Source organism: Maribacter sp. BPC-D8 (genome assembly GCF_035207705.1).
In the GTDB taxonomy this organism is placed as follows: Bacteria; Bacteroidota; Bacteroidia; order Flavobacteriales; family Flavobacteriaceae; genus Maribacter.
In genome coordinates this window covers 4,666,371-4,689,609 of sequence record NZ_CP128187.1, presented here as the reverse complement: position 1 = coordinate 4,689,609, position 23,239 = coordinate 4,666,371, and the positions used below count along the sequence as shown (strand labels likewise).

The 23,239-nt window shown below is 35.3% G+C and carries 19 protein-coding genes; 6 read left to right on the top strand and 13 right to left on the bottom strand.

Annotation, left to right across the window (positions count from 1 at the left end):
- Positions 1–132: 132 nt before the first annotated feature.
- From QSV08_RS20395 to QSV08_RS20360, 8 genes are all read right to left on the bottom strand, one after another.
- Positions 133–888 carry a class I SAM-dependent methyltransferase gene (locus QSV08_RS20395; protein ID WP_324025525.1) on the bottom strand — a complete coding sequence of 252 codons (756 nt, stop codon included), beginning with the start codon at positions 886–888 and terminating at the stop codon, positions 133–135.
- On the bottom strand, positions 879–1,613 hold the full coding sequence (locus QSV08_RS20390) for a DUF2071 domain-containing protein (RefSeq protein WP_324025524.1): 735 nt from the start codon (positions 1,611–1,613) through the stop codon (positions 879–881). Before QSV08_RS20390 ends, QSV08_RS20395 begins: the two co-directional genes overlap by 10 nt.
- Positions 1,614–1,627: 14 nt before the next feature.
- Positions 1,628–1,960, bottom strand: a complete 333-nt coding sequence (locus QSV08_RS20385; protein ID WP_324025523.1) for a DoxX-like family protein — start codon at positions 1,958–1,960, stop codon at positions 1,628–1,630.
- A 93-nt stretch (positions 1,961–2,053) separates the two neighbouring features.
- A complete protein-coding gene (locus tag QSV08_RS20380) occupies positions 2,054–3,997 on the bottom strand; it encodes a CocE/NonD family hydrolase (protein ID WP_324025522.1) in 1,944 nt (647 codons plus the stop codon).
- A gap of 386 nt (positions 3,998–4,383) precedes the next feature.
- Positions 4,384–4,581 carry a hypothetical protein gene (locus QSV08_RS20375; protein WP_324025521.1) on the bottom strand — a complete coding sequence of 66 codons (198 nt, stop codon included), beginning with the start codon at positions 4,579–4,581 and terminating at the stop codon, positions 4,384–4,386.
- Positions 4,582–5,041: 460 nt separating this feature from the next.
- Positions 5,042–6,298 carry a methionine adenosyltransferase gene (metK, locus tag QSV08_RS20370; protein WP_324025520.1) on the bottom strand — a complete coding sequence of 419 codons (1,257 nt, stop codon included), beginning with the start codon at positions 6,296–6,298 and terminating at the stop codon, positions 5,042–5,044.
- Positions 6,299–6,556: 258 nt separating this feature from the next.
- Complete coding sequence (locus QSV08_RS20365) at positions 6,557–9,235, bottom strand: TonB-dependent receptor (protein ID WP_324025519.1); 2,679 nt, start codon at positions 9,233–9,235, stop codon at positions 6,557–6,559.
- 39 nt (positions 9,236–9,274) lie between these two features.
- Positions 9,275–10,132, bottom strand: coding sequence for a GLPGLI family protein (locus tag QSV08_RS20360; RefSeq protein ID WP_324025518.1), 858 nt, complete (start codon positions 10,130–10,132; stop codon positions 9,275–9,277).
- Positions 10,133–10,327: 195 nt separating this feature from the next.
- Between QSV08_RS20360 and QSV08_RS20355 the strand changes: the two genes are divergently transcribed.
- The 3 genes from QSV08_RS20355 to QSV08_RS20345 are packed head-to-tail and all read left to right on the top strand — an operon-like array spanning position 10,328 to position 12,529.
- Complete coding sequence (locus QSV08_RS20355) at positions 10,328–10,942, top strand: deoxynucleoside kinase (protein WP_324025517.1); 615 nt, start codon at positions 10,328–10,330, stop codon at positions 10,940–10,942.
- Positions 10,943–10,968: 26 nt separating this feature from the next.
- Complete coding sequence (locus QSV08_RS20350) at positions 10,969–11,943, top strand: aminodeoxychorismate synthase component I (protein WP_324025516.1); 975 nt, start codon at positions 10,969–10,971, stop codon at positions 11,941–11,943.
- Positions 11,927–12,529, top strand: a complete 603-nt coding sequence (locus tag QSV08_RS20345; RefSeq protein ID WP_324025515.1) for an aminotransferase class IV — start codon at positions 11,927–11,929, stop codon at positions 12,527–12,529. Before QSV08_RS20350 ends, QSV08_RS20345 begins: the two co-directional genes overlap by 17 nt.
- Before the next feature lie 3 nt (positions 12,530–12,532).
- Here the strand turns inward: QSV08_RS20345 and QSV08_RS20340 are convergent, their stop codons facing one another.
- Entirely contained in the window at positions 12,533–13,561 is a 1,029-nt protein-coding gene (locus QSV08_RS20340; protein WP_324025514.1) for an App1 family protein, read from the bottom strand.
- A gap of 207 nt (positions 13,562–13,768) precedes the next feature.
- On the opposite strand from QSV08_RS20340, the gene QSV08_RS20335 reads away from it, so the two are divergent.
- Entirely contained in the window at positions 13,769–14,473 is a 705-nt protein-coding gene (locus QSV08_RS20335) for an energy transducer TonB (RefSeq protein ID WP_324025513.1), read from the top strand.
- A gap of 60 nt (positions 14,474–14,533) precedes the next feature.
- On the opposite strand, the gene QSV08_RS20330 is transcribed toward QSV08_RS20335, so the two are convergent.
- The 4 genes from QSV08_RS20330 to QSV08_RS20315 all read right to left on the bottom strand — a co-directional run bounded on the left by QSV08_RS20330 (position 14,534) and on the right by QSV08_RS20315 (position 21,253).
- On the bottom strand, positions 14,534–16,960 hold the full coding sequence (locus QSV08_RS20330) for a sodium-translocating pyrophosphatase (RefSeq protein WP_324025512.1): 2,427 nt from the start codon (positions 16,958–16,960) through the stop codon (positions 14,534–14,536).
- Positions 16,961–17,066: 106 nt separating this feature from the next.
- Positions 17,067–17,594 carry an inorganic diphosphatase gene (locus tag QSV08_RS20325; RefSeq protein WP_324025511.1) on the bottom strand — a complete coding sequence of 176 codons (528 nt, stop codon included), beginning with the start codon at positions 17,592–17,594 and terminating at the stop codon, positions 17,067–17,069.
- A 72-nt stretch (positions 17,595–17,666) separates the two neighbouring features.
- Positions 17,667–20,168 carry a DUF5686 family protein gene (locus QSV08_RS20320; RefSeq protein WP_324025510.1) on the bottom strand — a complete coding sequence of 834 codons (2,502 nt, stop codon included), beginning with the start codon at positions 20,166–20,168 and terminating at the stop codon, positions 17,667–17,669.
- 107 nt (positions 20,169–20,275) lie between these two features.
- Complete coding sequence (locus QSV08_RS20315; protein WP_073247098.1) at positions 20,276–21,253, bottom strand: pyruvate dehydrogenase complex E1 component subunit beta; 978 nt, start codon at positions 21,251–21,253, stop codon at positions 20,276–20,278.
- Between the two features lie 173 nt (positions 21,254–21,426).
- Here QSV08_RS20315 and QSV08_RS20310 point away from each other — a divergent pair, with 173 nt between their 5' ends.
- Entirely contained in the window at positions 21,427–22,167 is a 741-nt protein-coding gene (locus tag QSV08_RS20310; RefSeq protein WP_324025509.1) for an electron transfer flavoprotein subunit beta/FixA family protein, read from the top strand.
- A gap of 37 nt (positions 22,168–22,204) precedes the next feature.
- Positions 22,205–23,173 carry an electron transfer flavoprotein subunit alpha/FixB family protein gene (locus tag QSV08_RS20305; RefSeq protein WP_324025508.1) on the top strand — a complete coding sequence of 323 codons (969 nt, stop codon included), beginning with the start codon at positions 22,205–22,207 and terminating at the stop codon, positions 23,171–23,173.
- Positions 23,174–23,239: the final 66 nt, after the last annotated feature.

The following is a 23,239-nucleotide window of genomic DNA, read 5'->3' as shown; positions in this document are numbered from 1 at the left end:
ATGAAAATGGTATGTACTTTCATCATTTGTCCATTAACAAGACTTAGCTTTTGTAACTCATTCTTCCAATTAAAATAAAATGGAAAAATTATATGAGCAAAAGCTAAAATGATTAGTATAGCCCCAATAATATTAAAATGTATTTCCATTTTTCTTTAAAACAAAAGTTGAAATAAACGGGGTTATCTTAATCTCCCGTTCTAAATATAAATCTGAGTTTTCAAAAACTTTTAGCCAACTACTTTTAGAGTAAAAATGCAAAAAGCCAATATTATAAGCCAAAAAATTATTCAAATCTCTTAAATGTTCTGTAATATAAATATGACCGTCTAGTTCTGTAATTCTATTTAATTCTTTAAAAAAAAGAATACGCTCCTTTTGGTTTCTTATTTCATGAGCTGAAAAAATTGTAATTACGTGAGAAAATGTACCATTTTTAAAAGGTAATACACTAGCATCAACTCTTACTGTATTCTTATGAGACGGATAAGCTTTCCTTGCTCTTTCTATTGATATTTCAGTGTGCTTTTCTGCATTATAAAAATCGCAAATAGTTAAATCTGTCTTTGGAAAAATGTGTTTGATAATTGCACTTGTTTCATCAAAGCCTGCATTAACATTTAATACTTTTTTCTCATTTAAATCTGAGAACCAATAAAGTTTATATAAATCTGAATAGTCATACACATAAAATGAAGTTAATATCGAAACAGTAATAGGTATTAGAATTAGAAACCCCAACCACATTATAATTGATTGAAGAAAAACTGGTACAAAATACTTTATGATAAACAAGACAATCAATACGGCACCTGCAATGACATAAAAATGCCAATTGAAACGAATAATATTAAATACGCCTTGCAAAGGCTTTCTTTCTAATCCCATTTTTCAATCTTACCTTTCTTCCAATAATACGGGATATTAGTTATTTCAAAAGCACTTGCCAAAATCATCTTCTTAAACTTAAAATTATTTAGAAAACCAAAGTAATAATTTTCAACTGTTATTGGTTTTGGAGTCCAATTTTGACGTATTCCTTGAATTATTAATACTGAATTATCAATACTATCATATGTGAAGGTATGCGGCAATGGACCAGCAAATTTTCGAGCATCTTTCCAATTTTCAAAAGGTGAATCGCATGGTATTTCATTGCTTGCCTTGGCATCTGAAATGACTATCTCAAAATCTGATTTATCTGATTTTATTACTCGAAAATTATCCTTTTTAAATTCGTTTATATCTGTTTTAGAATATTTATAATGAGTAAAAATATTACCTAACAATTCCATTTTTCTTTTATCAGTTTCCGATTTAATTATATAAAGACCTCGTAAACTTTTACCTGCGTTATTTCTATATCGTACAAAAATTCTATACCCTAATAGGAAGAAATCATTGCCTAACATCTTTGGAAAACCTTTTGGACGAAGATTCTTTGTTTTCACCATAGCAACAGCTATAAATGCCCATTCAGCTTGAAACGTATCTAATTCTAAACAGCTTGGTATATATTGAATAAGTTCTTCCTTTGGCACTGCAAAAGTCAACACAACCGAACTTTCAAAAAAAGCTTCTACCGCAAAAGGATGATTTTTTAAAAACTTCATATTGAAACTTCTATCTATGAGTGTTCTTTTAGGATGAATTCATTATAATATACTAACCCAACAAAGAACAAAGCAAATACGATATTCATTCTTCCCCAAAACAATAAATCTGGCGCTATATAGTACTCTAATAGATTCATTGTTAAAACAATAACCATTTGTGCAACCGCATTGAACTTCGATTTGTATTTTGACAATACCCAAACAGCCATCATAATTTCTGAAATACCAATCAAAACTGTTATTGTTCTAGCATACTCGTCACCAAGAATTCTTGCAACAATTTCTTGATGTCTAGGAACTAGATTCAACACTTTGCATACCAAACCATTTAAGAACCAAACCATGATAATTAAAAGAGTTAAAACTGCTTTTATATTTTTTTTGATAGTTACTTTTTAAAATTAAGATAACAGTAAATTACTACAATTTCCATTTATCTACTCCAACACAGAAAACTCAATACTAGAATCTGTAAACACTGTATGCGTTTGAGTTTTAAAATCTGCTTCATCTGCCTCGAAGATATTATCTACGTAAGTCTGTGGATTTAAATCTATTAACGGAAACCAAGTGCTTTGTACTTGCACTTGTAACTTGTGTCCTTTTTTAATGGTATGGAACACATCTTGCAACTTAATAGTAACGTCTGTCTTTTGGTTCGCTACAAATGGCTCTGGCTCTGCAAAGCTATTTCTAAATCTACCACGCAATACCTCGCTACGTACCATTAAATGATAATTACTCATTTTCAAATGATCTTGCATGCCTTCATAGGCAGGTTCATCTGCTGGGTGAACATCGATAATTTTTACAATCCAATCTGCAGCCGTACCTGTAGTGGCTACTTTTAACTTCGCTAAAATATCACCCGCCAAGGTCATATCATTTTCCATCACCTCGGTTTCAAACACCAATACATCGCCACGACGAGCCGCAAAACGCTGATCGTCTGTCATGTATTTTCTTGGTGTAAATACCGTTTTAATATCTTCAGAATAAGGAACCGGTTTTTTAACATCACTGATAAACTTCACCTCTTCAACCGCTTTTGGATCAAAGGTCAGTTCTTGATCTGCAGATAAATACATATCTTTTTTTACTACGCCTGCTGGTGGCCACGTATCGTAAGTCTTCCAATCTTTTCTACCGGTATCAAAAACGTATGCTTCCGGTAAACCGCTATTTTTATCTCCATTTCCTTTTAAGAAGTGGTCAAAGAATTTGGCTTCTATATTCTCTTGAAAGAATTCAGATATACCATCACCGAAGTAATAATTACCCACAATATTTTGTCCTTTTCTTCGTGCCCATCCGCCGTGATCCCATGGTCCGAAAACCAAAGTGTTGTAATTATCGGCATTGTACTTTTCAATATTCTTGTAGGTTTCTAATGGTCCGTATAAATCTTCAGCATCAAATTCACCCGCAACGACCATAGTGGCAACTGTAGGTTTTACATTTTTCAAGTGCTGAATCAAGCCCTTACTCTGCCACATTTCATCATAATTAGGATGTTGCTTTAGCTCGTTCCAGAAATAATCATCGGTTACTCCTTCTTTTGCCATACGTGGCGTATCGGTAGTTTCGTATTCAAAGAAGCGATCTAGGTTTTTCAGCGGACCTTCATCTAAAAAGAACTGGTACTGATCTTCGGTCGGTAAATCTGGTAGTGTATACCATGCCGTATCAATAGGCTTATCGCCATCTGGTCTAGGAGTACCGAATAATGACGTGGCTCTAAAATAACTTAACAAATACGCTCCGTTATGGTGAAAATCATCAAAAAAGAAATCGGCAATACTCGCCTGTGGCGAAGCTGCTTTTAATGCCGGGTGTGCATCTACAACGGCATATGTTGAATAGTAACCAGGATAGGAGATTCCCCAAATACCCACATTACCATTATTGTTTTCTACATTATTTACCAGCCAGTCAATCGTATCATACGTATCGGAGCTTTCATCGATATCTTTCTCCGATTTTTTATCGGGATTAAAAGCACGCATGTTCTCATAATGACCTTCGCTTAACCAACGCCCACGAACATCTTGATAAACGACAATGTAGCCATCTTGCATCATGTGAATATTCGGAGCAATTTTTGTCTTGAATTCACCTTCTCCGTATGGTTGTGAACTATAGGGAGTTCGTTGCATGATAATCGGGTATTCTTTTGAAATATCTTTTGGCGAATACACCGTAGTGTGCAGTTTAATGCCGTCACGCATGGTGATATCGACTTCTTTCTTCGTGTAATTGTCTGCAACGTAGGTGTCAGAAACTTCTGCGTCTGCTACTTTAGGTGCTGTTTTTCTACAGGAAACAAGCACTGTAGCTAGTAAAATAAAGGTGAAAAAATGTTTGATGGTAATCTTCGGCATGTCTTAAGAATTTGAATTCTTAAAGCTAAGAAAGTTTACTCGATTTTTGAAGATTTATGGATAGGTAGACGCAGTAAAATTTTGACCTATGGAATACCTAAGTTGAAGTTTGCCAAATTACGTCATAGTTTATCAACTAAGCTATTCAGATTAATAGGCGGAGTCAATATAATTTAAAAAATAAACGGTGTTATTTAGAAGGGGAAAATGTTTCATAAATGCTATCAGACGATAGCATTTATGAAGCAATTGTGAACAAGATTATACCATGAACAACTTTCTAACAAGCATAAGTATGCCCGAAAAAAAATCTCCTTTATATTCTTGAACAGTAGTTTCTTGGAGTAATTGTTTTTTCATTAAGTTAATGTTTAGTGTGTTGGAATTTAATCAGAAAAAGGAGTCAATGCAACTGTTTCTTTATTTTTTTTAATTTGAAAATCCGGATTGATTTTCACCGAACGATATTCGGTTTTGTCTGCATCTAAAACAACATACTCAGAAATTAGGTCGGTTTCTTTTGAGCAAGATTGTAATATGATGCAAGCCAAAATAGCTAGAGAAATTCTGTGGGTTAATGACATGGCATTCGTAGGTTAAGTTATTACTTTAATAGGTTTTCAAAGATTCAATACCTTAAACAGATTTAAAATCAAGCTGACTTTTGGGGCTTCAACTTGAACTTGTTTCTGTCCGTTTTTTGTTTGTACAACTAATATATATTTCATCTTTGTAGGTGGTGAGATTTGGGATTCTCTAATTATTACACTTCAAATATATGTAATCCTTTTCCTACAAAATAGATTTTGTGGTCAAACCATCTTAAGTTGTTGTGAAGGGGTGTTAATTGGCTTGTGAGGTAATTTTAAAACAAAAAAATGCCCCGTAAAACACGAGGCACTTATATTCTAATCATTTGAAAGACAATACTTACCCTACATTAATCATACTTTCTAACAGCAATGTATATCGACTGCGCTAAATATGAAATATTGAAATATGATTTCATCATAAACAGATTGCTTGGCTTTGCTCGCAATGACGTTATAAATTAAACGCTGACTTTATCTCTGCTACTTTATCTAATTTTTCCCAAGTGAATAATTCCACTTCTTTTTCGATACGACCATTATATGGAGATTCGAAAACCTTGGTAACTGTTACGGGAGTTTTACCCATGTGTCCGTATGCTGCGGTTTCTAGATAAATTGGGTTTCTTAGTTTTAGGCGATCTTCAATAGCAAAAGGTCTCATATCAAATAACTGCGCTACTTTCTTCGCAATATCACCATCGCTCAACCCCACTTTAGAAGTACCGTAGGTATCTACATAAATAGATGTAGGTTCTACAACACCAATCGCATAACTAACTTGCACCAAAATCTCAGTTGCTACACCTGCAGCTACTAAATTCTTTGCTGCATGACGTGCTGCATAAGCTGCACTACGGTCTACCTTACTTGGATCTTTACCACTAAAAGCACCACCACCGTGAGCTCCTTTACCACCATACGTATCAACAATAATCTTACGACCTGTTAAACCGGTATCGCCATGCGGACCACCGATTACAAACTTCCCTGTTGGGTTAATATGATACTTGATCTGATCATCGAATAATTTCTGAGTATCTGCAGGCAATTGTGCTTTTACTCTAGGGATCAAAATTGAAATAATGTCAGACTTAATCTTTGCCAACATTTTTTCATCATCTGCATCAAAAGCATCGTGCTGTGTAGAAACAACAATAGTATCTATACGTATTGGCTCATTGGTATCTGAATATTCTATAGTAACCTGTGCTTTTGCATCTGGTCTTAGATAAGAAATCTCTCTATTCTCGCGACGCATTTCTGCCAATGTATGCAGAATTTTGTGCGATATATCTAAAGCTAATGGCATGTAGTTCTCAGTCTCGCTAGTTGCGTAACCGAACATCATACCTTGATCACCAGCACCTTGTTCTTCTTTTGAACCACGGTCTACACCTTGGCTAATATCTTGAGACTGCTCATGTATCAACGATATTACTCCGCAAGAATCTCCACTGAACTGGTATTCTCCTTTTGTATATCCTATTTTATTGATGACTTCACGGGCAATGTTCTGTACATCTAAATAGGTATCACTTTTTACCTCACCTGCTAATACAACTTGACCAGTAGTTACTAATGTCTCACAAGCAACTTTACTTTCTGGATCAAAGGCAAGAAAATTATCTAATAACGCGTCACTGATTTGATCCGCAACTTTGTCCGGATGTCCTTCACTAACAGATTCTGATGTAAATAAATATGGCATAACAATCTTTTTTTTTCAAAGGATTTGAATGAATGCCGAAAAGAAGTATGATGCGAAGCGATATCAACATCAACTGCTTTAGCATTTTTTTCGCTTTATACCCTAAGGCTAAAACAGAGGTTGCAATCAGTCAAATCCCTCCTCACTTTTTTAATTCAGATGCAAAAATAGAAAAAATGTTCTGTTCAATTCTTAATATGATGTTATTTATTGACTCAATTAGAAGAATTGATAATTCTTACTCTAAATCTGCTAGAATTAAAGATCATACTTCACAGACAATAATGGATATCTAGGTTGTACAAAATAGGCTTGTGTACTAAAGAATAATTCGTTGGTACTATCTTTATTTAATGTAGTAGTGTTTAATAGGTTTGTTCCTTTAACACCATATTCCCAACGGCTATCTTTCTTTTGATATGTAAGGTCAGATTCTAAAAAACTATAGGTATTAGAAATGGTATCGGCACCATCGCTATAATTATAATAATCATAATCTACCGTAAATATGAAGTTCTTTAAAAAACTGGCATCAAAACGAGCATAAGGCCTGCTCGTATAAAATGTGGTTTCTAAATCTCCATTCTCGTAATTGTTTACCGTATATCTATAACCTAGTTCTAAATTAGGAGCGTCTTTGAAATTAGTAGAAAGCGCTGCATTATAATTCTGTGTCAAAGAATTTGATGTTCGTTGCGCGTTGTCAACCAAGTTGTTTGTAGTAGACCAACCCAAATTACCTTGTATCGATGCTTTTATTTTACCGAAAGTACGCTCATATTTTCCGCTTGCGGTTAAAGATTCATCATCAAAATTAGAATTGATAGTACTACTTACCCTATTGATACCAATAATATTCACGCCGCTTTTTAATGCATCTATTCTTTTGGTATACGCTACGTTCGCAAAAATATTGGTGAAATTGAACATATTGAAGCTGAAAAAATTTAGCGACACATTATGGTTCAATGCACTTTCTAAATCGCGATTACCACTATACAACGAATTGTAATTATTAAGCACATAGCCTTGCGCAAAATTACTGACATCTGTAAACGAACGGGTTACACGATAATTAAAACGAAGATTCTCTGATTTCTTTAGCTGCGCGTTAATATACAAGTCAGGCAGCAGAGACGTTAAATTATCTTCTACCACTGTACCTAATTGTTCATTCTTAACATTGAACTGATGCAGCGTAACACCAGGGTTAAAAGTGAAGATGCCCGAAATAACCTTATAATGTAAGCCTGTATATATATCTGAAACATGAAAACCTACTTCATTACCAAACTCATCGCCGCTCATATTTAAAACAGACTCATTATTTAAAATCTGAAATATGTTTGAATTAAAATTCTGATTGCTCTGTGTGGTACCCAAGGTTAAATTGATATTGCTTTTGCTACCCAACACTCTATAATAATCTACTTTAGCATCGACCTTATTCGTTACTACTGTTTTAGCCTGATTGATATTATATACATCTTGATTTTCATCTACAGGGAAAATATCTACAAAAGCAAATTCGTTTCGTATTGCTTCATAAAAAGGATCTTCATCAGTATATAAATATTGGGCTTCTACCGCAAAAATGTTCTTCTCGTTTAAGGTGTAGTAGATATTTAAATTCTGATTTACTGATAAGGGTTTCTGCTTTTTTACCTCTGCTATTTGATCGGTAATAGAAGAAATAGAAAGTACATCTACCGCTTCATTATCATCAGATTGTTTTAGCAGTGCATCAAAATCTAACTGAAAATCTTCATTAGGTTTGTATTTGGCACTCAATTTTGCCAAACCTAAATGTACGGTCTGATCTGTATTCGTGGTTGTGCTCTCTATATCATTACTGGCAATATATGATGTGGTTCCTTCAGATTTCATCAATGTACCTGTGTATGAATAAATACCGAATCCGCTTAAATCCAACCCTTCCATGGGAGCATAACTAAAATTAGCCGCTGCAAATTTGGTGTCAATATCATTTGCCCTATTATTCTGTGCCGAAGAAAGCCCTAATGCATCTGCACCTGTAGAAATGGAACTACCTCCCCTGGAATTCAAATTTCTGAATCCGCCTGTAAAGTTTCTATAATCGCTACGGGTAAAAGGTACTTCACCAATATTATTTAAATCGGTGATGATATTTATGCTGTATTTAGGACTGTAATAAAATAACTTTGGGTGCGCTAGATACCTATCATCAGGACCATAACCTGCCGTTATTTCTCCAAACCAAAAGTTCTTTTTCCCCTCTTTCAACCTAATGTTCAATGCTACATTGTCATCGTCATTAGTCAATCCTTTCATTTGGGAAACTTCATTAAAATTACGCAACACCTCAACTTTACTTAAGGCATTCGCCGGGATATTCTCTACCGCCAACTTCGTATCGCCATCGAAAAAATCTTTACCTTCTACCATGATCTTACTCACGGTCTTACCCTCTACTTCTATTTGACCATCATCGTTTATCTCAATACCCGGAAGGTTTTCTAAAACGTCTTTCAACTTCTTCTCTGTACCAGAAACAAAGGCATCTGTATCATACACTATGGTATCACCCTTTACCGAAACCGGCATTTCATAGGTAACATCTACCTCATCTAATTGTGCCGCTTGCTCTTGCATTACAATATCTTTTACGGCATCTTGCTCGCCGGCAGTAAATGTGAACGATTCTGGTTTAAAACCGAGGTAAGTCACTTTTACCGTATACTGCTCCCCTGTTTTCAATTTCAGTTTAAAGAGTCCCGCATGATTGGTAATTCCGTAAGATTCTAATCCTTGTGTTGCAGTATTTATAGCAATAACATTTGCCATATCCACACCAACGCCTAAGCTGTCTTTTACGGTACCTGATAACGATATTTCTTGAGCCGAACCAATAGTTACCACTAGTAGTAATAGGGCAAAAAGCACTTTATTTTTCATGTGATTGCTATAAAAAAGAATGAATTATGAAGTACTATTTTAGTTTGGTCTACCGCCACCACGACCGCCACGGTTTCCAAAATTTTCACGCATTTCTTTCATCTTCTCTTGAGAGATTTCATCATATTCTGCCTGCGTTACTTTCTTGCCTTTACTTGGTGCTTTTATTTCCATTTTCTCTGACGGGTTCATCGTAATTTCAGAACAAACAATAGTTGTAATATCATCGTTTACAGCGAGTATTAAACCTGGTAGTCCCCAATACAATCCTGGACCTTGATTTATTGGAATTTCAGGTGTATACCATGCTACTATCTCCACTTCTTTAATAGTGAATTCGTCTTCTTTATTCTCCTCTTCTTTATTTTCCTCACCCCTACCCGGTCTTCTGAAAATAGCACTCATATTTGGTCGTTTAATAGTCTTTGTAGCTGTTGCCTTAAAAGCAGTATAATTACCTATTTTCTTAGATTCGCTACCCATTTTCCACGCTAAGGCTTCTAATTCATCATCGATCAAGAAAATTTTACCTAGCAATTCATTCTTTGTCAAATACCGCTGATCTTTTATATCCTTATATAAATCGCCATCAGTACCAGCCATTCCACCAAAACGTGGACCACGACCGCCACCTCTTTCACCTGGTTGTTCCAGTTTTTCTTCCTCCTTATAAAAAGATGCTGCTTTATCAAAAGTGAGCACAAAAGATTTTTCATTAGCCTTTTTTATACGCTCCATCATAGCTTTCTTTCTATCTTCTGGTATATTTCTATTCCCAAAATCAAAGTTTACCTGAGTTTTACTCTGGTATACTGCTTTACCTTGAAAATCTTGTGCTTGTATGGTCACGCCCATAAAAACAATTGCAAATGCTATAAACCAATTAAATCTTTTCATTTTCTATAATTAAATATAGAAGTATGACATTATTTTTTGCTTTTGGTTTAATCGATATCTGTTAATAAATGAATTCAGGTAATTATTTTTATGCCATACAACAAATATGTTTTTACTTCCTGTAGTTATCTTGTATCTTGTACCATCAGAATCTTATTCTGAAATAAGAACACAACCATTAATCAATTTAATTCTATGCACATAGCAGTTGCCGGAAATATCGGTGCAGGAAAAACAACCCTAACTAGATTACTTTCAAAACATTATAAATGGGAAGCTCATTATGAAGATGTTGTTGAGAACCCATATTTAGATGATTTTTACAATCAGATGGAACGCTGGAGTTTTAATCTTCAGATATACTTTTTAAACAGTAGGTACCGCCAAATTCTTCAAATTAAGGAAAGCGGTAAAGAAATAATTCAGGATAGAACTATTTATGAGGATGCGCATATTTTTGCACCCAACTTACATGCTATGGGTCTTATGACCAATAGAGATTTTCAGAACTATTCTAGTTTATTTGATTTGATGGAGACCTTAGTTGACCCGCCAGATCTTTTAATCTACCTACGTAGCTCTATCCCTAATTTGGTGAAGCAAATTCACAAAAGAGGCAGAGAATATGAAAACTCGATTTCAATTGATTACTTAAGCCGATTGAACGAACGTTATGAAGCTTGGATTCATGGGTATGAAAAAGGAAACTTATTGATCATCGATGTAGACGATTTAGATTTTGTTGACAACCCTGAAGATTTAGGTAGCATACTTAACAAAATTGACGCTCAAATTAACGGTCTATTTTAAGTTCACTTTCGCAAAGTTCGAAACCAATGGAAAATTTTGAAAAAAAAGCGACTCGCTTTCTTCAAGATGGAATTCCGTTTTTATTCATCATCGATTTTGAAAAATCAGTAAAACAGGTTTTTACCTTTGAAGAAGCTGCAAACGAAAACATCTTCTTCAATATTAAAGGAAATGGTAATGATGAAAATCTAGCTAAAACTAATCTTGAAGGTGTCGATTTTGACTTAAAACCAAAATTGGTTTCTAAAGAAATTTACGAGAAAGCCTTTAACACCGTTAAACAAGAACTAAATAATGGCAATAGCTTTTTGCTAAATCTTACATTCCCTACCGCTCTTAACACAGCATTAGATTTTAATGAGATTTATCAAAAAGCCCATGCCCCATATAAGCTTCTTTACAAAGACAAATTCGTTGTTTTCTCACCAGAATGCTACCTCAAGATTAAAGACGGAAACATTTTCTCGTACCCAATGAAAGGCACCATCAACAGCAATGTGCCGAATGCTGAAGAACTATTATTGTCGAATAAAAAAGAACTGTACGAGCATAATACTATCGTAGACCTTATACGAAACGACCTTTCTATGATTGCAAAAAAAGTAAGGGTCAATAAATTTAGATTCGTAGATAAAATTAAAAAAGGAGATCAAGAACTATTGCAGACCAGTACCGAAATTCAAGGAGAATTACCTGAGAACTGGAAAGATAACTTTACCTCTTTATTACTAAAAACATTACCGGCAGGATCAATAAGCGGAGCACCAAAAAAGAAAACTTTAGAAATTATTTCTAAAGCGGAAATTGAACCACGTGGATTCTATACCGGAATCTTTGGTGTATTCGACGGAGACCAAATTGACAGTGCCGTAAGCATCCGGTTTATTGAAAAAATTAATAAAAAGCTTTTTTACAAAAGTGGCGGTGGCATTACTCACTTGAGCGAGATGGAAGAGGAGTACCAAGAACTTTTAGAAAAAATATATGTACCCATTATTTGAATCTGTTTGCATTGAGAATAGCCAAATTAAGAATGCCGCATACCATGAGGCTAGATTTAACAGGTCTTATATACTGCAATATAAAACACACCCAACCTATACGTTATTTGATGGCATACATCTAACAAATTTAGACGACAACTTAAAATATAAGTTGCGCATTGGCTACAAACAGAACGGTACCCGTTTCTCTTTTTCTGAATATGAAAATAGTATACCTACATCATTAAAAGTAGTAAACGACGACACCATCTCTTACGCCTTAAAAAAGAACAATCGTAAAAAGTTAAATGCACTCTTTCTAAAAAGAGAAGAAGCTGATGATGTTTTGATTATTAAAAACGGACTAGTTACAGACGCATCTTACTCAAATATACTTTTCTTTGATGGCAAGCAAATAGTAACGCCTTCTACTCCACTGCTTGAAGGTACTTGCAGAGCAAGACTTTTAGCTATAAACCGTATTGTCGAGAAATCTATTTCGGTAGATGAGCTGCAAAATTTTGAAAGTTTTCAGTTGATCAATGCACTCAATGATTTTGATGAGAGCAGGTGGATTCCCATTCAAAACATAAAAAAGGACTAAAGCTTAAATGAATCCGTTTTTCTTGGCGTGGTCTATAGCTTCTGCTGTTTTATTGACCATTAAAAAGGGAATATCCTTAAAATCTACAAATAGATTTTCTATTCTCTTCATTCGTTTTGAGTGATTTACACTTCGTAAATAAATGGCTTTTATTCTACCAGGAAATAGCGTGGAAATCTCCTGATAAATATCGCCATCTTTTTCACCACTATCACCGATTAGTATAAATTTTAAATCTGGATAGGATTTTAATAAGTTCGATATCTCTTTTTGCTTCTGCGGCTTCTCATCACTCTTCTTCCTCATTTTAAAGCTAGCCATACTACGCAATAAAATAGGACCTTTAGGAAAATTATTCGTTTTCAAGAATAGCTCAAGATATCTATACAAATTCCACGGACTATGACTTACATAAAATATCGGATTTGCCTCATTACCCGATTTACCTTGATGTAATTTTGTGTAAAAATCTGAAGTCCCTTCTAATTGCAATCGCTTGGTTGCCCGTTTGAACATGGTATTCAAAATCACTTTCCATTTTAGCGAAGAAACTACGCCAGTATGCAGAATAGTATCATCAATATCACTGATAACGCCAAATTTGGCATGCTCACTAGGTATCAACATCTCCCCCGGAAAACGGTTTTGTAGAATTATTTCTCGTTTTAAATTGGCTTTAGTAAATGACAAATCGAATGTGACCCAACCTTCTTCATTTGCTAGTTTTTGGAGTCCCGATATATTCTCATCAATTAGATAATATCCGTCTCCGTCAGTAGTACCATGAACCGTCTCACCATTAGAGAAGGTGATTTTTAAAGGCGAATTTTTAATTTCATCGGTTTCAAAACGCTTCCAGGTATTCTTCATCAAATTGAAAATACCTTTTTGATCTAAATCGATATTTTCATCTTCAATAGCCCTACCCCTAACATACAAGCGACTAGTGCTTCCGTATGACTGAAAGTTGATGATTTGAAGTTTATCTTTTTTGAAAATACCCATGGCCATAAAATTACGGTCTTTCAACAACCTTTAAAATTTTTATTTCAAGAATTATTGATTTTACCACTTATAAGCAATTATTCTAAGTGCCTGTTTCAAATGAATGTCTCTTTCACTCACTCAAAAGCAGCGTTAACTCATTACTCATTTCACAGCCTTTAGGTTTACTATAGTTTTAGACAAGCAAATAAATAATAACCCTACTTGTTTATGCAAGTCTAAAATTCAAATATTATGAGACCAAAAAAGAATCCACAGAAAGACCTGAACAAAAAGAGCGGAATGTTCTTTGTAATCGGACTACTATTAGTATTAGGTATGGTGTACACCGCCTTAGAATGGAAATCATTTGACCCCATCTATGACATTGATGTAGCCATGAACGATATTGACCCCTCTATTGAAGAAGAGCCTACTGTTTTTCAATTAGAAGTAACTCCACCACCAAAACCACCAGCTTTACCAATTGAAATAGAAATCGTCGAGGATGATGACCCTATTGAAGAAACTGAAGTTATCGCCATCGAAGTAACACCAGATACCGAAGTTATTGACATGTCTGACCTTGATGTTGAAGAAGTGCCCGAGGAAGTAAAAGTAAACTGGATTACCATTGAAGAAGTTCCGGTATTCCCAGGTTGTGAGAATGAAAAAGACAAAAGGGCTTGTTTTAATGACATGATGCAAAAGCATATTCGTAAAAACTTTCGTTACCCAGAAATGGCTCAAGAAATGAACATTGAAGGTAGAGTGAATACAACATTCATGATTAATAACGATGGTACCATCGGTACTATTCGAAAAAGAGGTCCGCATGATGTATTAGAAAAAGAAGCCGTAAGAATTTTATCTAAACTACCAAAAATGACTCCCGGTAAACAACGAGGTTCTGCTGTTAAAGTTTCTTTTGCTATTCCAATCACATTCAAACTACAATAGTTATAAAACAAAAAAAAACCATCAGCAATGCTGATGGTTTTTTATATTCTAAACGTGAAATTACTGTTTATTAATCTCCACTTTTTCTATAGTAATTTCTGTAGCGGTTCCTTTCTTTTCAATTGTTGCATTTTCAAATGCTTGCAATTGTGCCTCAACCTCTGCTTTTGTACCATTATAGACTACTTCTTCAGTAATAGATTCACCATTTACCGTAGTAGAATAGGTAACAATAGCTTCCGCCAAATCAGCACTTTCTACATTCATTTCTATAGTAACCTCTTTTGTATCATTTAACGATGCAACACCTTCTTCTGCATGACCACCTAATATTGGTGCAATTACCAAACCGATTAAACAAGTCAATTTAATTAAGATGTTCATTGAAGGACCTGAAGTATCTTTAAACGGATCACCAACAGTATCACCAGTTACAGCTGCTTTATGAGCTTCTGAACCTTTATACGTCATTTCACCATTAATCTCAACTCCTGCTTCAAATGATTTCTTGGCATTATCCCAAGCACCACCTGCATTGTTTTGAAAGATTGCCCATAATACACCAGATACGGTAACACCAGCCATATAACCACCTAACATTTCTGCAATCGCCAATTTGTTCATTCCGAATAACATAGGAACGAATGCAATGACCAACGGAAAACCGATAGTTAATAAACCAGGTAACATCATTTCTTTCAAAGAAGCTTTCGTAGAGATAGCTACACACTTATCATATTCTGGCTTGCCTGTACCTTCCATAATACCAGGTATCTCTTTAAACTGACGTCTAACTTCCTGTACCATTTCCATCGCAGCTTTACCAACAGCATTCATTGCCAATGCAGAGAATACTACTGGCACCATACCACCAACAAATAACATTGCCAATACCGGAGCTTTAAATATGTTAATACCATCAATACCCGTAAACGTTACATAGGCTGCAAATAATGCCAAAGATGTTAATGCTGCAGAAGCAATGGCAAATCCTTTACCTGTAGCTGCAGTTGTGTTACCTACAGAATCTAATATATCTGTTCTTTCTCTTACGATAGGTTCTTGCTCACTCATTTCGGCAATACCACCTGCATTGTCAGAAATTGGTCCGAAGGCATCAATCGCCAATTGCATAGCTGTAGTTGCCATCATTGCAGAGGCGGCTAAAGCAACTCCGTAAAAACCTGCAAATTCATATGATGACCAAATAGCGGCTGCAAATAAAAGCACAGAAGGGAAAGTAGAAATCATTCCCGTTGCTAAACCTGCAATAATGTTTGTACCCGCACCTGTTGAAGATTGTTGTACAATTTTTAAGATCGGAGACTTCCCTAATCCTGTATAATATTCTGTTACTGAAGAGATCACTGCACCTACTACTAAACCTACCAAAGTGGCATAGAATACACGCATAGATGATATTTCTAAAAGTCCTTCACCAAAGAATTCCATTTTCATGGTTTCAGGTAACATCCATGTAACCAAACCAAAACATGAGATTGCAACCAAAACAATTGATGTCCAGTTACCAATATTCAAAGCACCCATTACCTCAGCTTCTTTGGCATCGTTGCTTTTTATTTTCACCAACATGGTACCGATGATAGATATAATAATACCTGCACCCGCAATTGCCATTGGCAATAATATAGGTCCGATTCCACCAAAGGCATCAGTAATATTACCACCCATATCTTTAATTACATAGTTACCCAACACCATAGCCGCAAGAACTGTTGCAACATAAGAACCAAATAAATCTGCACCCATACCTGCAACATCACCTACGTTATCACCTACATTATCTGCAATTGTAGCTGGGTTACGAGGATCGTCTTCTGGTATACCTGCTTCTACTTTACCTACTAAATCTGCGCCTACATCTGCTGCTTTAGTATAAATACCACCACCAACACGTGCAAACAATGCAATAGACTCAGCACCTAAAGAGAAACCTGCAAGGGTTTCTAAAACTATTGTCATATCCATAGTCGATGTCCAAACACCGCCCATAAAAAATTGAAAGAATATTATAAAGAAGATTGTAAGCCCTAATACTGCTAAACCAGCAACACCAAGTCCCATTACAGTACCACCACCAAAAGAAATTTTCAATGCATTAGGTAAACTGGTACGTGCTGCCTGTGTGGTTCGTACATTGGTCTTGGTTGCGATTTTCATACCTATATTACCTGCGTAGGCAGAAAATACCGCACCAAAAATAAATGCTACTACAATTAGCCAATGTGTTGTTGGCACTACAAAAGAAACAATTGCAAGCAAAATACTCACTACGACTACGAATATAGCCAGAAGCCTATATTCTGCACTTAAAAAGGCAAGGGCGCCTTCATAAATGTGGTCTGATATTTCTTTCATTTTTCCATCTCCGGCATGTTGCTTCAATACCCAAGATCTTTTAATGCCCATGTAAATTAGGCCTAATACTGCCATAAGAATTGGCATGTAAATCATCATTGACTCCATTTAATCTATTTGTTAGTTGTTAGTTCGACTAATGTAGTAAATTAGAATAGAATAAAAAAAGCCACTTTTTATTAAAAAAAGTGGCTCAAATGATGTAAAATATTATTTATATCACAAAAGTGCGCTTCGCTTTGTGCTCACTATCATCATATCTCTTAACACATTCGTGGTAGATTTCGACTGCTTTAGCAGCATCGCTCCACCCACCTGTATCAACTTTTTTCTTTTCTAAATCTTTATATACTTGAAAGAAATGTTCGATTTCTTTTAATCTATGCGGATTCAAATCACTTATATCATTGTTATTGCTCCAGATTGGATCTGAAACTGGTACACAGATAATTTTTTCATCTGGACCTTTCTCATCTGTCATGTGAAATACACCTATAGGCTTTACTTCCATCACCGTCATTGGGTACGTTGGTTCCGTTCCCATTACTAAAACGTCTAATGGATCTTTATCCAACGCTAAAGTTTCAGGTATGAATCCGTAATCACCAGGATACATCATTGAAGAAAACAACATACGGTCAAAACGAATTTTATGTAAATCAAAATCGTATTCGTACTTGTTTCTACTTCCTTTCGGAATTTCTATTAAAACATCAAAGGTTAAGCCATTTGCTGCTGCCATATTAAAAATTGTTTAATTTATAGTTTCTTATGAAACGTTACTAAGTTGTTATAATTGTAAAAATTAATCGAATTAAAAGACAAATCCAAACGTACCGGTTACACCGAACTTTCTTGCATCGGGATTTTCTAAATAATTTCCTCTAAAATTGAAATCTAATCTGAATACTTTAAATATGTTCCCTATTCCAAAAGAATATTCATAGTATATTTTTTCTGACGGGGCACGTAATGGCGTATTTACTGTTGCTGGCGCACTTAGTGCTATATTTTCATCAGACAAATCTCCCCATACTCCGCGAACAGCTACTATTTCTCTTAAATTATATTTTCTCAAGAACGGAATTCTAGAGAAAAATCGACCATTAAAGTTATGTTGTAAATGAACAGCTGCATAGGTATCTGTCACAAATTCATAAAAATCTAAATTTGGGAATGTACCATAATTAGAGAAAAAGGTTTGATTACCAGGCACTACACTCAACAGACCCAAAGGAACCTCACCAAATGTTTTACCAAGCTCTACTGTACTCAACAATCTACCAAAACCACCTAGTTGCCATGGTTGGCTATATGAAAACTGAAGCTTGTCGTAATCAAAATCACTATTCATCACTCCCTTTGTTCCCTTTGTATAATTCAATAATATAGTACTGTAGGTATCATTTACATCTCTACGCTCTACCCCAAAACCTATCGTTTTCTTACCCGGTGTATATAGTACCAATGCATTAAAATCGAATTGACGTATTTCTGATGAAACCCCTGTTGGAGATTCTGGATTTACATAATCTAAACTAAAATCACCGGGCAGTGCAGAACTTAAAGTTCTAAAAGTACCCCCTACAGATAATTTTAAATTAGTAAGTGGCTCTATTTCAAAATTAAGTGCACTCAAATTAATATTCGTTAATCTATTATTTGCACCTACCGTTAATAAAGAAGAAGAAGCAATACTACGACCTAAGACATCATTGGTTGCCGTTAGGCTAACACCGAGCTGCTCTATATCTCTACGGTTACCACCAGAGACGATTAATCTGCTATTTTTATCTAACAGCATTTTACCCGCCAAGCCGTGTTTAAATTTATGATCTTTGAATCCGTATGCAGTGTATCCTTCTATTCGCCAAAGATCGTTTTGCCCATAGTAGGTTCTCGCTCCAAGTCGCACTCGTGCGCCTTCTGCTGTATTGTATCCGAAGAAATCATAAACAGACCCTAGGTCTAAGTTCCATTTATCTACTTCTACATAGCCAGATCCTAAAATACTTACAAAATTATAATAGGTTTTAAATTTGGGTACCGTTTTAAGGGTGTCGAGCAACTTATAAATACCCTGCTCATCTTTATTTAAACTTTCTAACCTGTTCTGTTCCCAAAAGGCATCGTCTTTAATTATCTGTGTAACATCTAACGGGTTTCTATCTTTTTTATAGACCTCTCTTGGCTTAACCTTATTGAACTCGTAATTATCATATACACTTGTTCGCTTTCCGTACAACCCTTTTGATTCTTCTTTTTTGTTGAAACTGAAATCACTCAACATATAATCGCGTTTCAAAAGAAACACTGAATCATTCATTACTTCAAAATCTTGCTCAATGTAGATTTCTTTTACCCAGTTGATATTGGCACTTTTGGTAACTTGAAGATTAATGTTTTTTACTGCCCAAGTAGAATCATTTACCCAAAAATCTCCTTTAAAAGTTAATTCGTTTTTACGACGTGGATAGTATACAATATTATAACACCACTTATTATCTATAAAAGCACTATCTCGAAGGGCATAATTATATACATCTACTCCGGTTTTTGATAGCGGACTAGTGAAACTTTTATCGAAAAATTTCAGGTAATTATTATAGACATCATACTCTTGATATAAGTCTTGTACAAATGCTATGATCGCTTGATTATTTTCGAATCCGGAATTCTTATTACCTAAAACTTCCTCTTTCTCTTCTTTGATTTTGTTATCTCCATAAATTTTAGAAAAAGTCTCGTTTAAGAAAATTGGCAAGTATGTTTTACCCGTTATACGCGAAGTATCTAAATCTTGAAAAACAAATTCGAGTCCTTTAAAGACCTTACTTTTTATAAGCGAACTATCTATCGTATTTAAATCGAACTCTACTTTTTCATACTTATCAAAAGCATATTGATCAAACTGCCGAACACCGTTCTGGCGTTTTTTTGACCAAATTTTACGAAGAATATCTACCGCAGGATTATTCTTTTTAGATTGCTTGCCGGCTATCAATACCACTTCATTTAACTGCTCTGCAGCTTCAACCATGGTTATTTCTAAGTCATAGGCAACTTTAGAATCTAACTGAAGTTCATAATCTGTATAACCGATAAACGATATAATTACTATAGGATATTCATTTTCAGACTCTATATAAAAACGACCATCATCATTTGTAATGGTACCTTCTGTAGAATTTTTAAAGAATACGTTAGCGAAGGATACAGGCTCACCCTGCTCATCAATGACAATACCACCAATTTTGGTCTGACCTTGAGCTATGAACATACATAGACTTAAGAATATGAAAATTATCCCTCTCATTAAAATTCGTCGTTCAATAAAAAATTTTGTCGCAAATAACATGCTAATAAAAAAAGCTTCTCCAGACTTGGTCGGAGAAGCTAAAGTACTTTACAAAAGTAAATCTTTTATTTGTATAAAACTCTTTTAACAGCCTCAACCACATCTTTATGATTTGGTAACCACTCTGCCAATAGTACAGGAGAATATGGCGCTGGTGTATCTGCAGTGTTTATTTTAACAACTGGTGCATCTAAATAATCAAATGCATGTGCTTGTATATGATATGTAATTTCTGTTGCTACATTACCAAATGGCCAAGCTTCTTCTAAAATCACCAAACGGTTTGTCTTCTTAACAGATTTCAAAATTGCTTCGTAATCTAAAGGCTTTACCGTACGTAAATCGATAATCTCACAGCTAATACCTTCTTTTTCCAATTCATCGGCAGCCTTATCAGCCTCCTTAATAATCTTACCAAAAGAAACAATAGTAACGTCTTTACCTTCTCTACGAATATCTGCAACACCTAATGGAATAGTGTAATCACCTTCTGGCACTTCACCTTTATCACCATACATTTGCTCAGACTCCATAAATATTACAGGGTCATTATCGCGTATTGCAGCTTTCAATAATCCTTTTGCATCTGCTGGGTTAGATGGTACAACTACTTTTAAACCCGGACAGTTGGCATACCAACTCTCAAAAGCTTGTGAGTGCGTCGCCGCCAATTGACCTGCAGAACCTGTAGGACCTCTAAATACTATAGGACAAGGAAATTGCCCACCAGACATTTGTCTGATCTTTGCAGCGTTATTTATAATTTGATCAATACCTACCAACGCAAAGTTGAAGGTCATGAACTCTATAATAGGTCTATTACCGGTCATTGTCGAACCAACGCCTATACCTGCAAAACCAAGTTCTGATATTGGAGTATCAATAACCCTCTTTGGGCCAAACTCATCCAACATACCCTTGGAAGCCTTATATGCGCCATTATATTCCGCTACCTCTTCACCCATCAAATAGATAGATTCATCCTTCCTCATTTCTTCGGACATGGCCTCAGCTATTGCTTGCCTAAATTGTAGTGTTTTCATGTATGGTAAATATTATTCTTTGTTATATGCTAGAAAGCAAGCAAAAATATGAAATATAATATCAAAAAATAGAATGCCAGATTTAAAAAAAGTTATAAAATTTACTATGCATGCATAGTAAATTAGGATTTAAATAGCTATCTTCGTCTTCATTGATATAAAGTTTTTTAAACATGAAGATATTAGTTTGCATAAGTAATGTTCCAGACACTACGTCTAAGATAAATTTCACAGATGGCGATACCAAATTTGACACCAACGGTGTACAGTTTGTAATAAATCCGAATGATGAATTCGGTTTAACAAGAGCTATGTGGTTTAAAGAAAAACAAGGCGCTACAGTGCATATTGCTACTGTTGGCGGTCCAACTGTTGAACCTACAATGCGTAAGGCACTTGCCATTGGCGCAGATGAAGCATTTAGAATCAACACAGAACCTACTGACGGATTTTCTGTTGCTCAACAACTTGCTGAAGTTGTTAAGAACGGAGGTTACGATTTAGTAATCGGCGGTAGAGAATCTATTGATTATAATGGTGGTATGGTACCAGGTATTTTGGCTTCTTTAACCAACATGAATTTCATCAATTCTTGTATAAATCTTGATATTGACGGAAACAATGTTACTGCCTTTAGAGAAATCGATGGTGGTAAAGAAAAATTAAGTAGCTCATTACCTTTAGTAGTAGGCGGACAAAAAGGTCTTGTTGAAGAAAGTGATTTACGTATACCTAATATGCGTGGTATTATGATGGCAAGAAAGAAAAGTCTTTCTGTTCTTGAACCGGTTGACGCAATCAAAGCTACCGAAGATAAAAAATTCGACAAGCCGGCTTCAAAAGGTCAGGTTAAACTTGCTGATAGTGTGGATCAATTGATCGACCTATTACATAATGAGGCAAAAGTCATTTAATAACCTATTTATTAGGTAATCATTAAAAACAAAAAAGATGTCAGTTTTAGTATATACAGAATCAGAACAAGGAAAATTTAAGAAGAATGCGTTAGAGGTCGCCTCTTATGCTTCTGCAGTTGCCAAAATGATGGGCACAACTGTTACCGCAATAGCTTTCAACACTACCGAGGGTGAATCTCTTGGTGAGTACGGAGTTTCTAAAGTGATGAACGTTAAAGACGGTTCATTAGAAACTTTTAATGCTGGTGCTTTCGCAGCATCTATTGCTGAAGCAGTAAAAAGCACAGATGCAAAGGTTGTTATTTTGAGCTCAAGTACAGACACAAAGTATTTAGCACCTTTATTAGCTGCCAAATTATCTGCAGGTTACGCACCGAATGTAGTTCAGGCGCCAGATAGCACTTCGCCGTTTATGGTTAAAAGAACTGCTTTCAGTAATAAAGGTTTTGCACACACTCAAATAGATACAGATATTAAAATAGTAGGTGTATCTAATAATGCCTTTGGTGCTCATGAAAACAAGACAGCAATTTCTGTTGAAGAAATAAGTGGTGCTGCCGATGCTGCTACAAATGATACCAAATCTGTTGAAATAGATAAAGTTGTCGGTAAAGCTACTATAGCAGATGCTGATATTGTTGTTTCTGCAGGTAGAGGTATGAAAGGACCGGAAAACTGGGGAATGATAGAAGAATTAGCAGATATTTTAGGCGCTGCAACAGCTTGCTCAAAACCAGTATCTGATCTTGGATGGAGACCTCACGGCGAGCATGTTGGACAAACAGGAAAGCCTGTAGCAAGTAATCTTTACATTGCCATCGGTATCTCTGGAGCGATTCAACATTTAGCAGGTGTAAGCGCTTCCAAAACAAAAGTTGTAATCAATAATGACCCTGAAGCACCTTTCTTTAAAGCTGCTGATTACGGTATTGTTGGCGACGCCTTTGAAGTAGTTCCTCAATTGATTGAAAAATTAAAGGATTTTAAAGCACAAAACGGGTAATTTTTTGTTATTTTGTGCCCCTTAAAGGGCTGTTCGCATAGTTGGAACCCCAAGTATTCGAACAGC

Bases quoted from the DNA above. Each gene is read 5' to 3' on its own strand.
- QSV08_RS20350 (WP_324025516.1), top strand. From the start codon at position 10,969: ATGGAAAATTTTGAAAAAAAAGCGACTCGCTTTCTTCAAGATGGAATT.
- QSV08_RS20320 (WP_324025510.1), bottom strand. From the start codon at position 20,168: ATGAGAGGGATAATTTTCATATTCTTAAGTCTATGTATGTTCATAGCT.
- QSV08_RS20315 (WP_073247098.1), bottom strand. From the start codon at position 21,253: ATGAAAACACTACAATTTAGGCAAGCAATAGCTGAGGCCATGTCCGAA.
- QSV08_RS20365 (WP_324025519.1), bottom strand. From the start codon at position 9,235: ATGAAAAATAAAGTGCTTTTTGCCCTATTACTACTAGTGGTAACTATT.
- QSV08_RS20385 (WP_324025523.1), bottom strand. From the start codon at position 1,960: ATGGTTTGGTTCTTAAATGGTTTGGTATGCAAAGTGTTGAATCTAGTT.
- QSV08_RS20375 (WP_324025521.1), bottom strand. From the start codon at position 4,581: ATGTCATTAACCCACAGAATTTCTCTAGCTATTTTGGCTTGCATCATA.
- QSV08_RS20345 (WP_324025515.1), top strand. From the start codon at position 11,927: ATGTACCCATTATTTGAATCTGTTTGCATTGAGAATAGCCAAATTAAG.
- QSV08_RS20335 (WP_324025513.1), top strand. From the start codon at position 13,769: ATGAGACCAAAAAAGAATCCACAGAAAGACCTGAACAAAAAGAGCGGA.
- QSV08_RS20390 (WP_324025524.1), bottom strand. From the start codon at position 1,613: ATGAAGTTTTTAAAAAATCATCCTTTTGCGGTAGAAGCTTTTTTTGAA.
- QSV08_RS20330 (WP_324025512.1), bottom strand. From the start codon at position 16,960: ATGGAGTCAATGATGATTTACATGCCAATTCTTATGGCAGTATTAGGC.
- QSV08_RS20360 (WP_324025518.1), bottom strand. From the start codon at position 10,132: ATGAAAAGATTTAATTGGTTTATAGCATTTGCAATTGTTTTTATGGGC.
- QSV08_RS20395 (WP_324025525.1), bottom strand. From the start codon at position 888: ATGGGATTAGAAAGAAAGCCTTTGCAAGGCGTATTTAATATTATTCGT.
- QSV08_RS20380 (WP_324025522.1), bottom strand. From the start codon at position 3,997: ATGCCGAAGATTACCATCAAACATTTTTTCACCTTTATTTTACTAGCT.
- metK (WP_324025520.1), bottom strand. From the start codon at position 6,298: ATGCCATATTTATTTACATCAGAATCTGTTAGTGAAGGACATCCGGAC.
- QSV08_RS20310 (WP_324025509.1), top strand. From the start codon at position 21,427: ATGAAGATATTAGTTTGCATAAGTAATGTTCCAGACACTACGTCTAAG.
- QSV08_RS20325 (WP_324025511.1), bottom strand. From the start codon at position 17,594: ATGGCAGCAGCAAATGGCTTAACCTTTGATGTTTTAATAGAAATTCCG.
- QSV08_RS20355 (WP_324025517.1), top strand. From the start codon at position 10,328: ATGCACATAGCAGTTGCCGGAAATATCGGTGCAGGAAAAACAACCCTA.
- QSV08_RS20305 (WP_324025508.1), top strand. From the start codon at position 22,205: ATGTCAGTTTTAGTATATACAGAATCAGAACAAGGAAAATTTAAGAAG.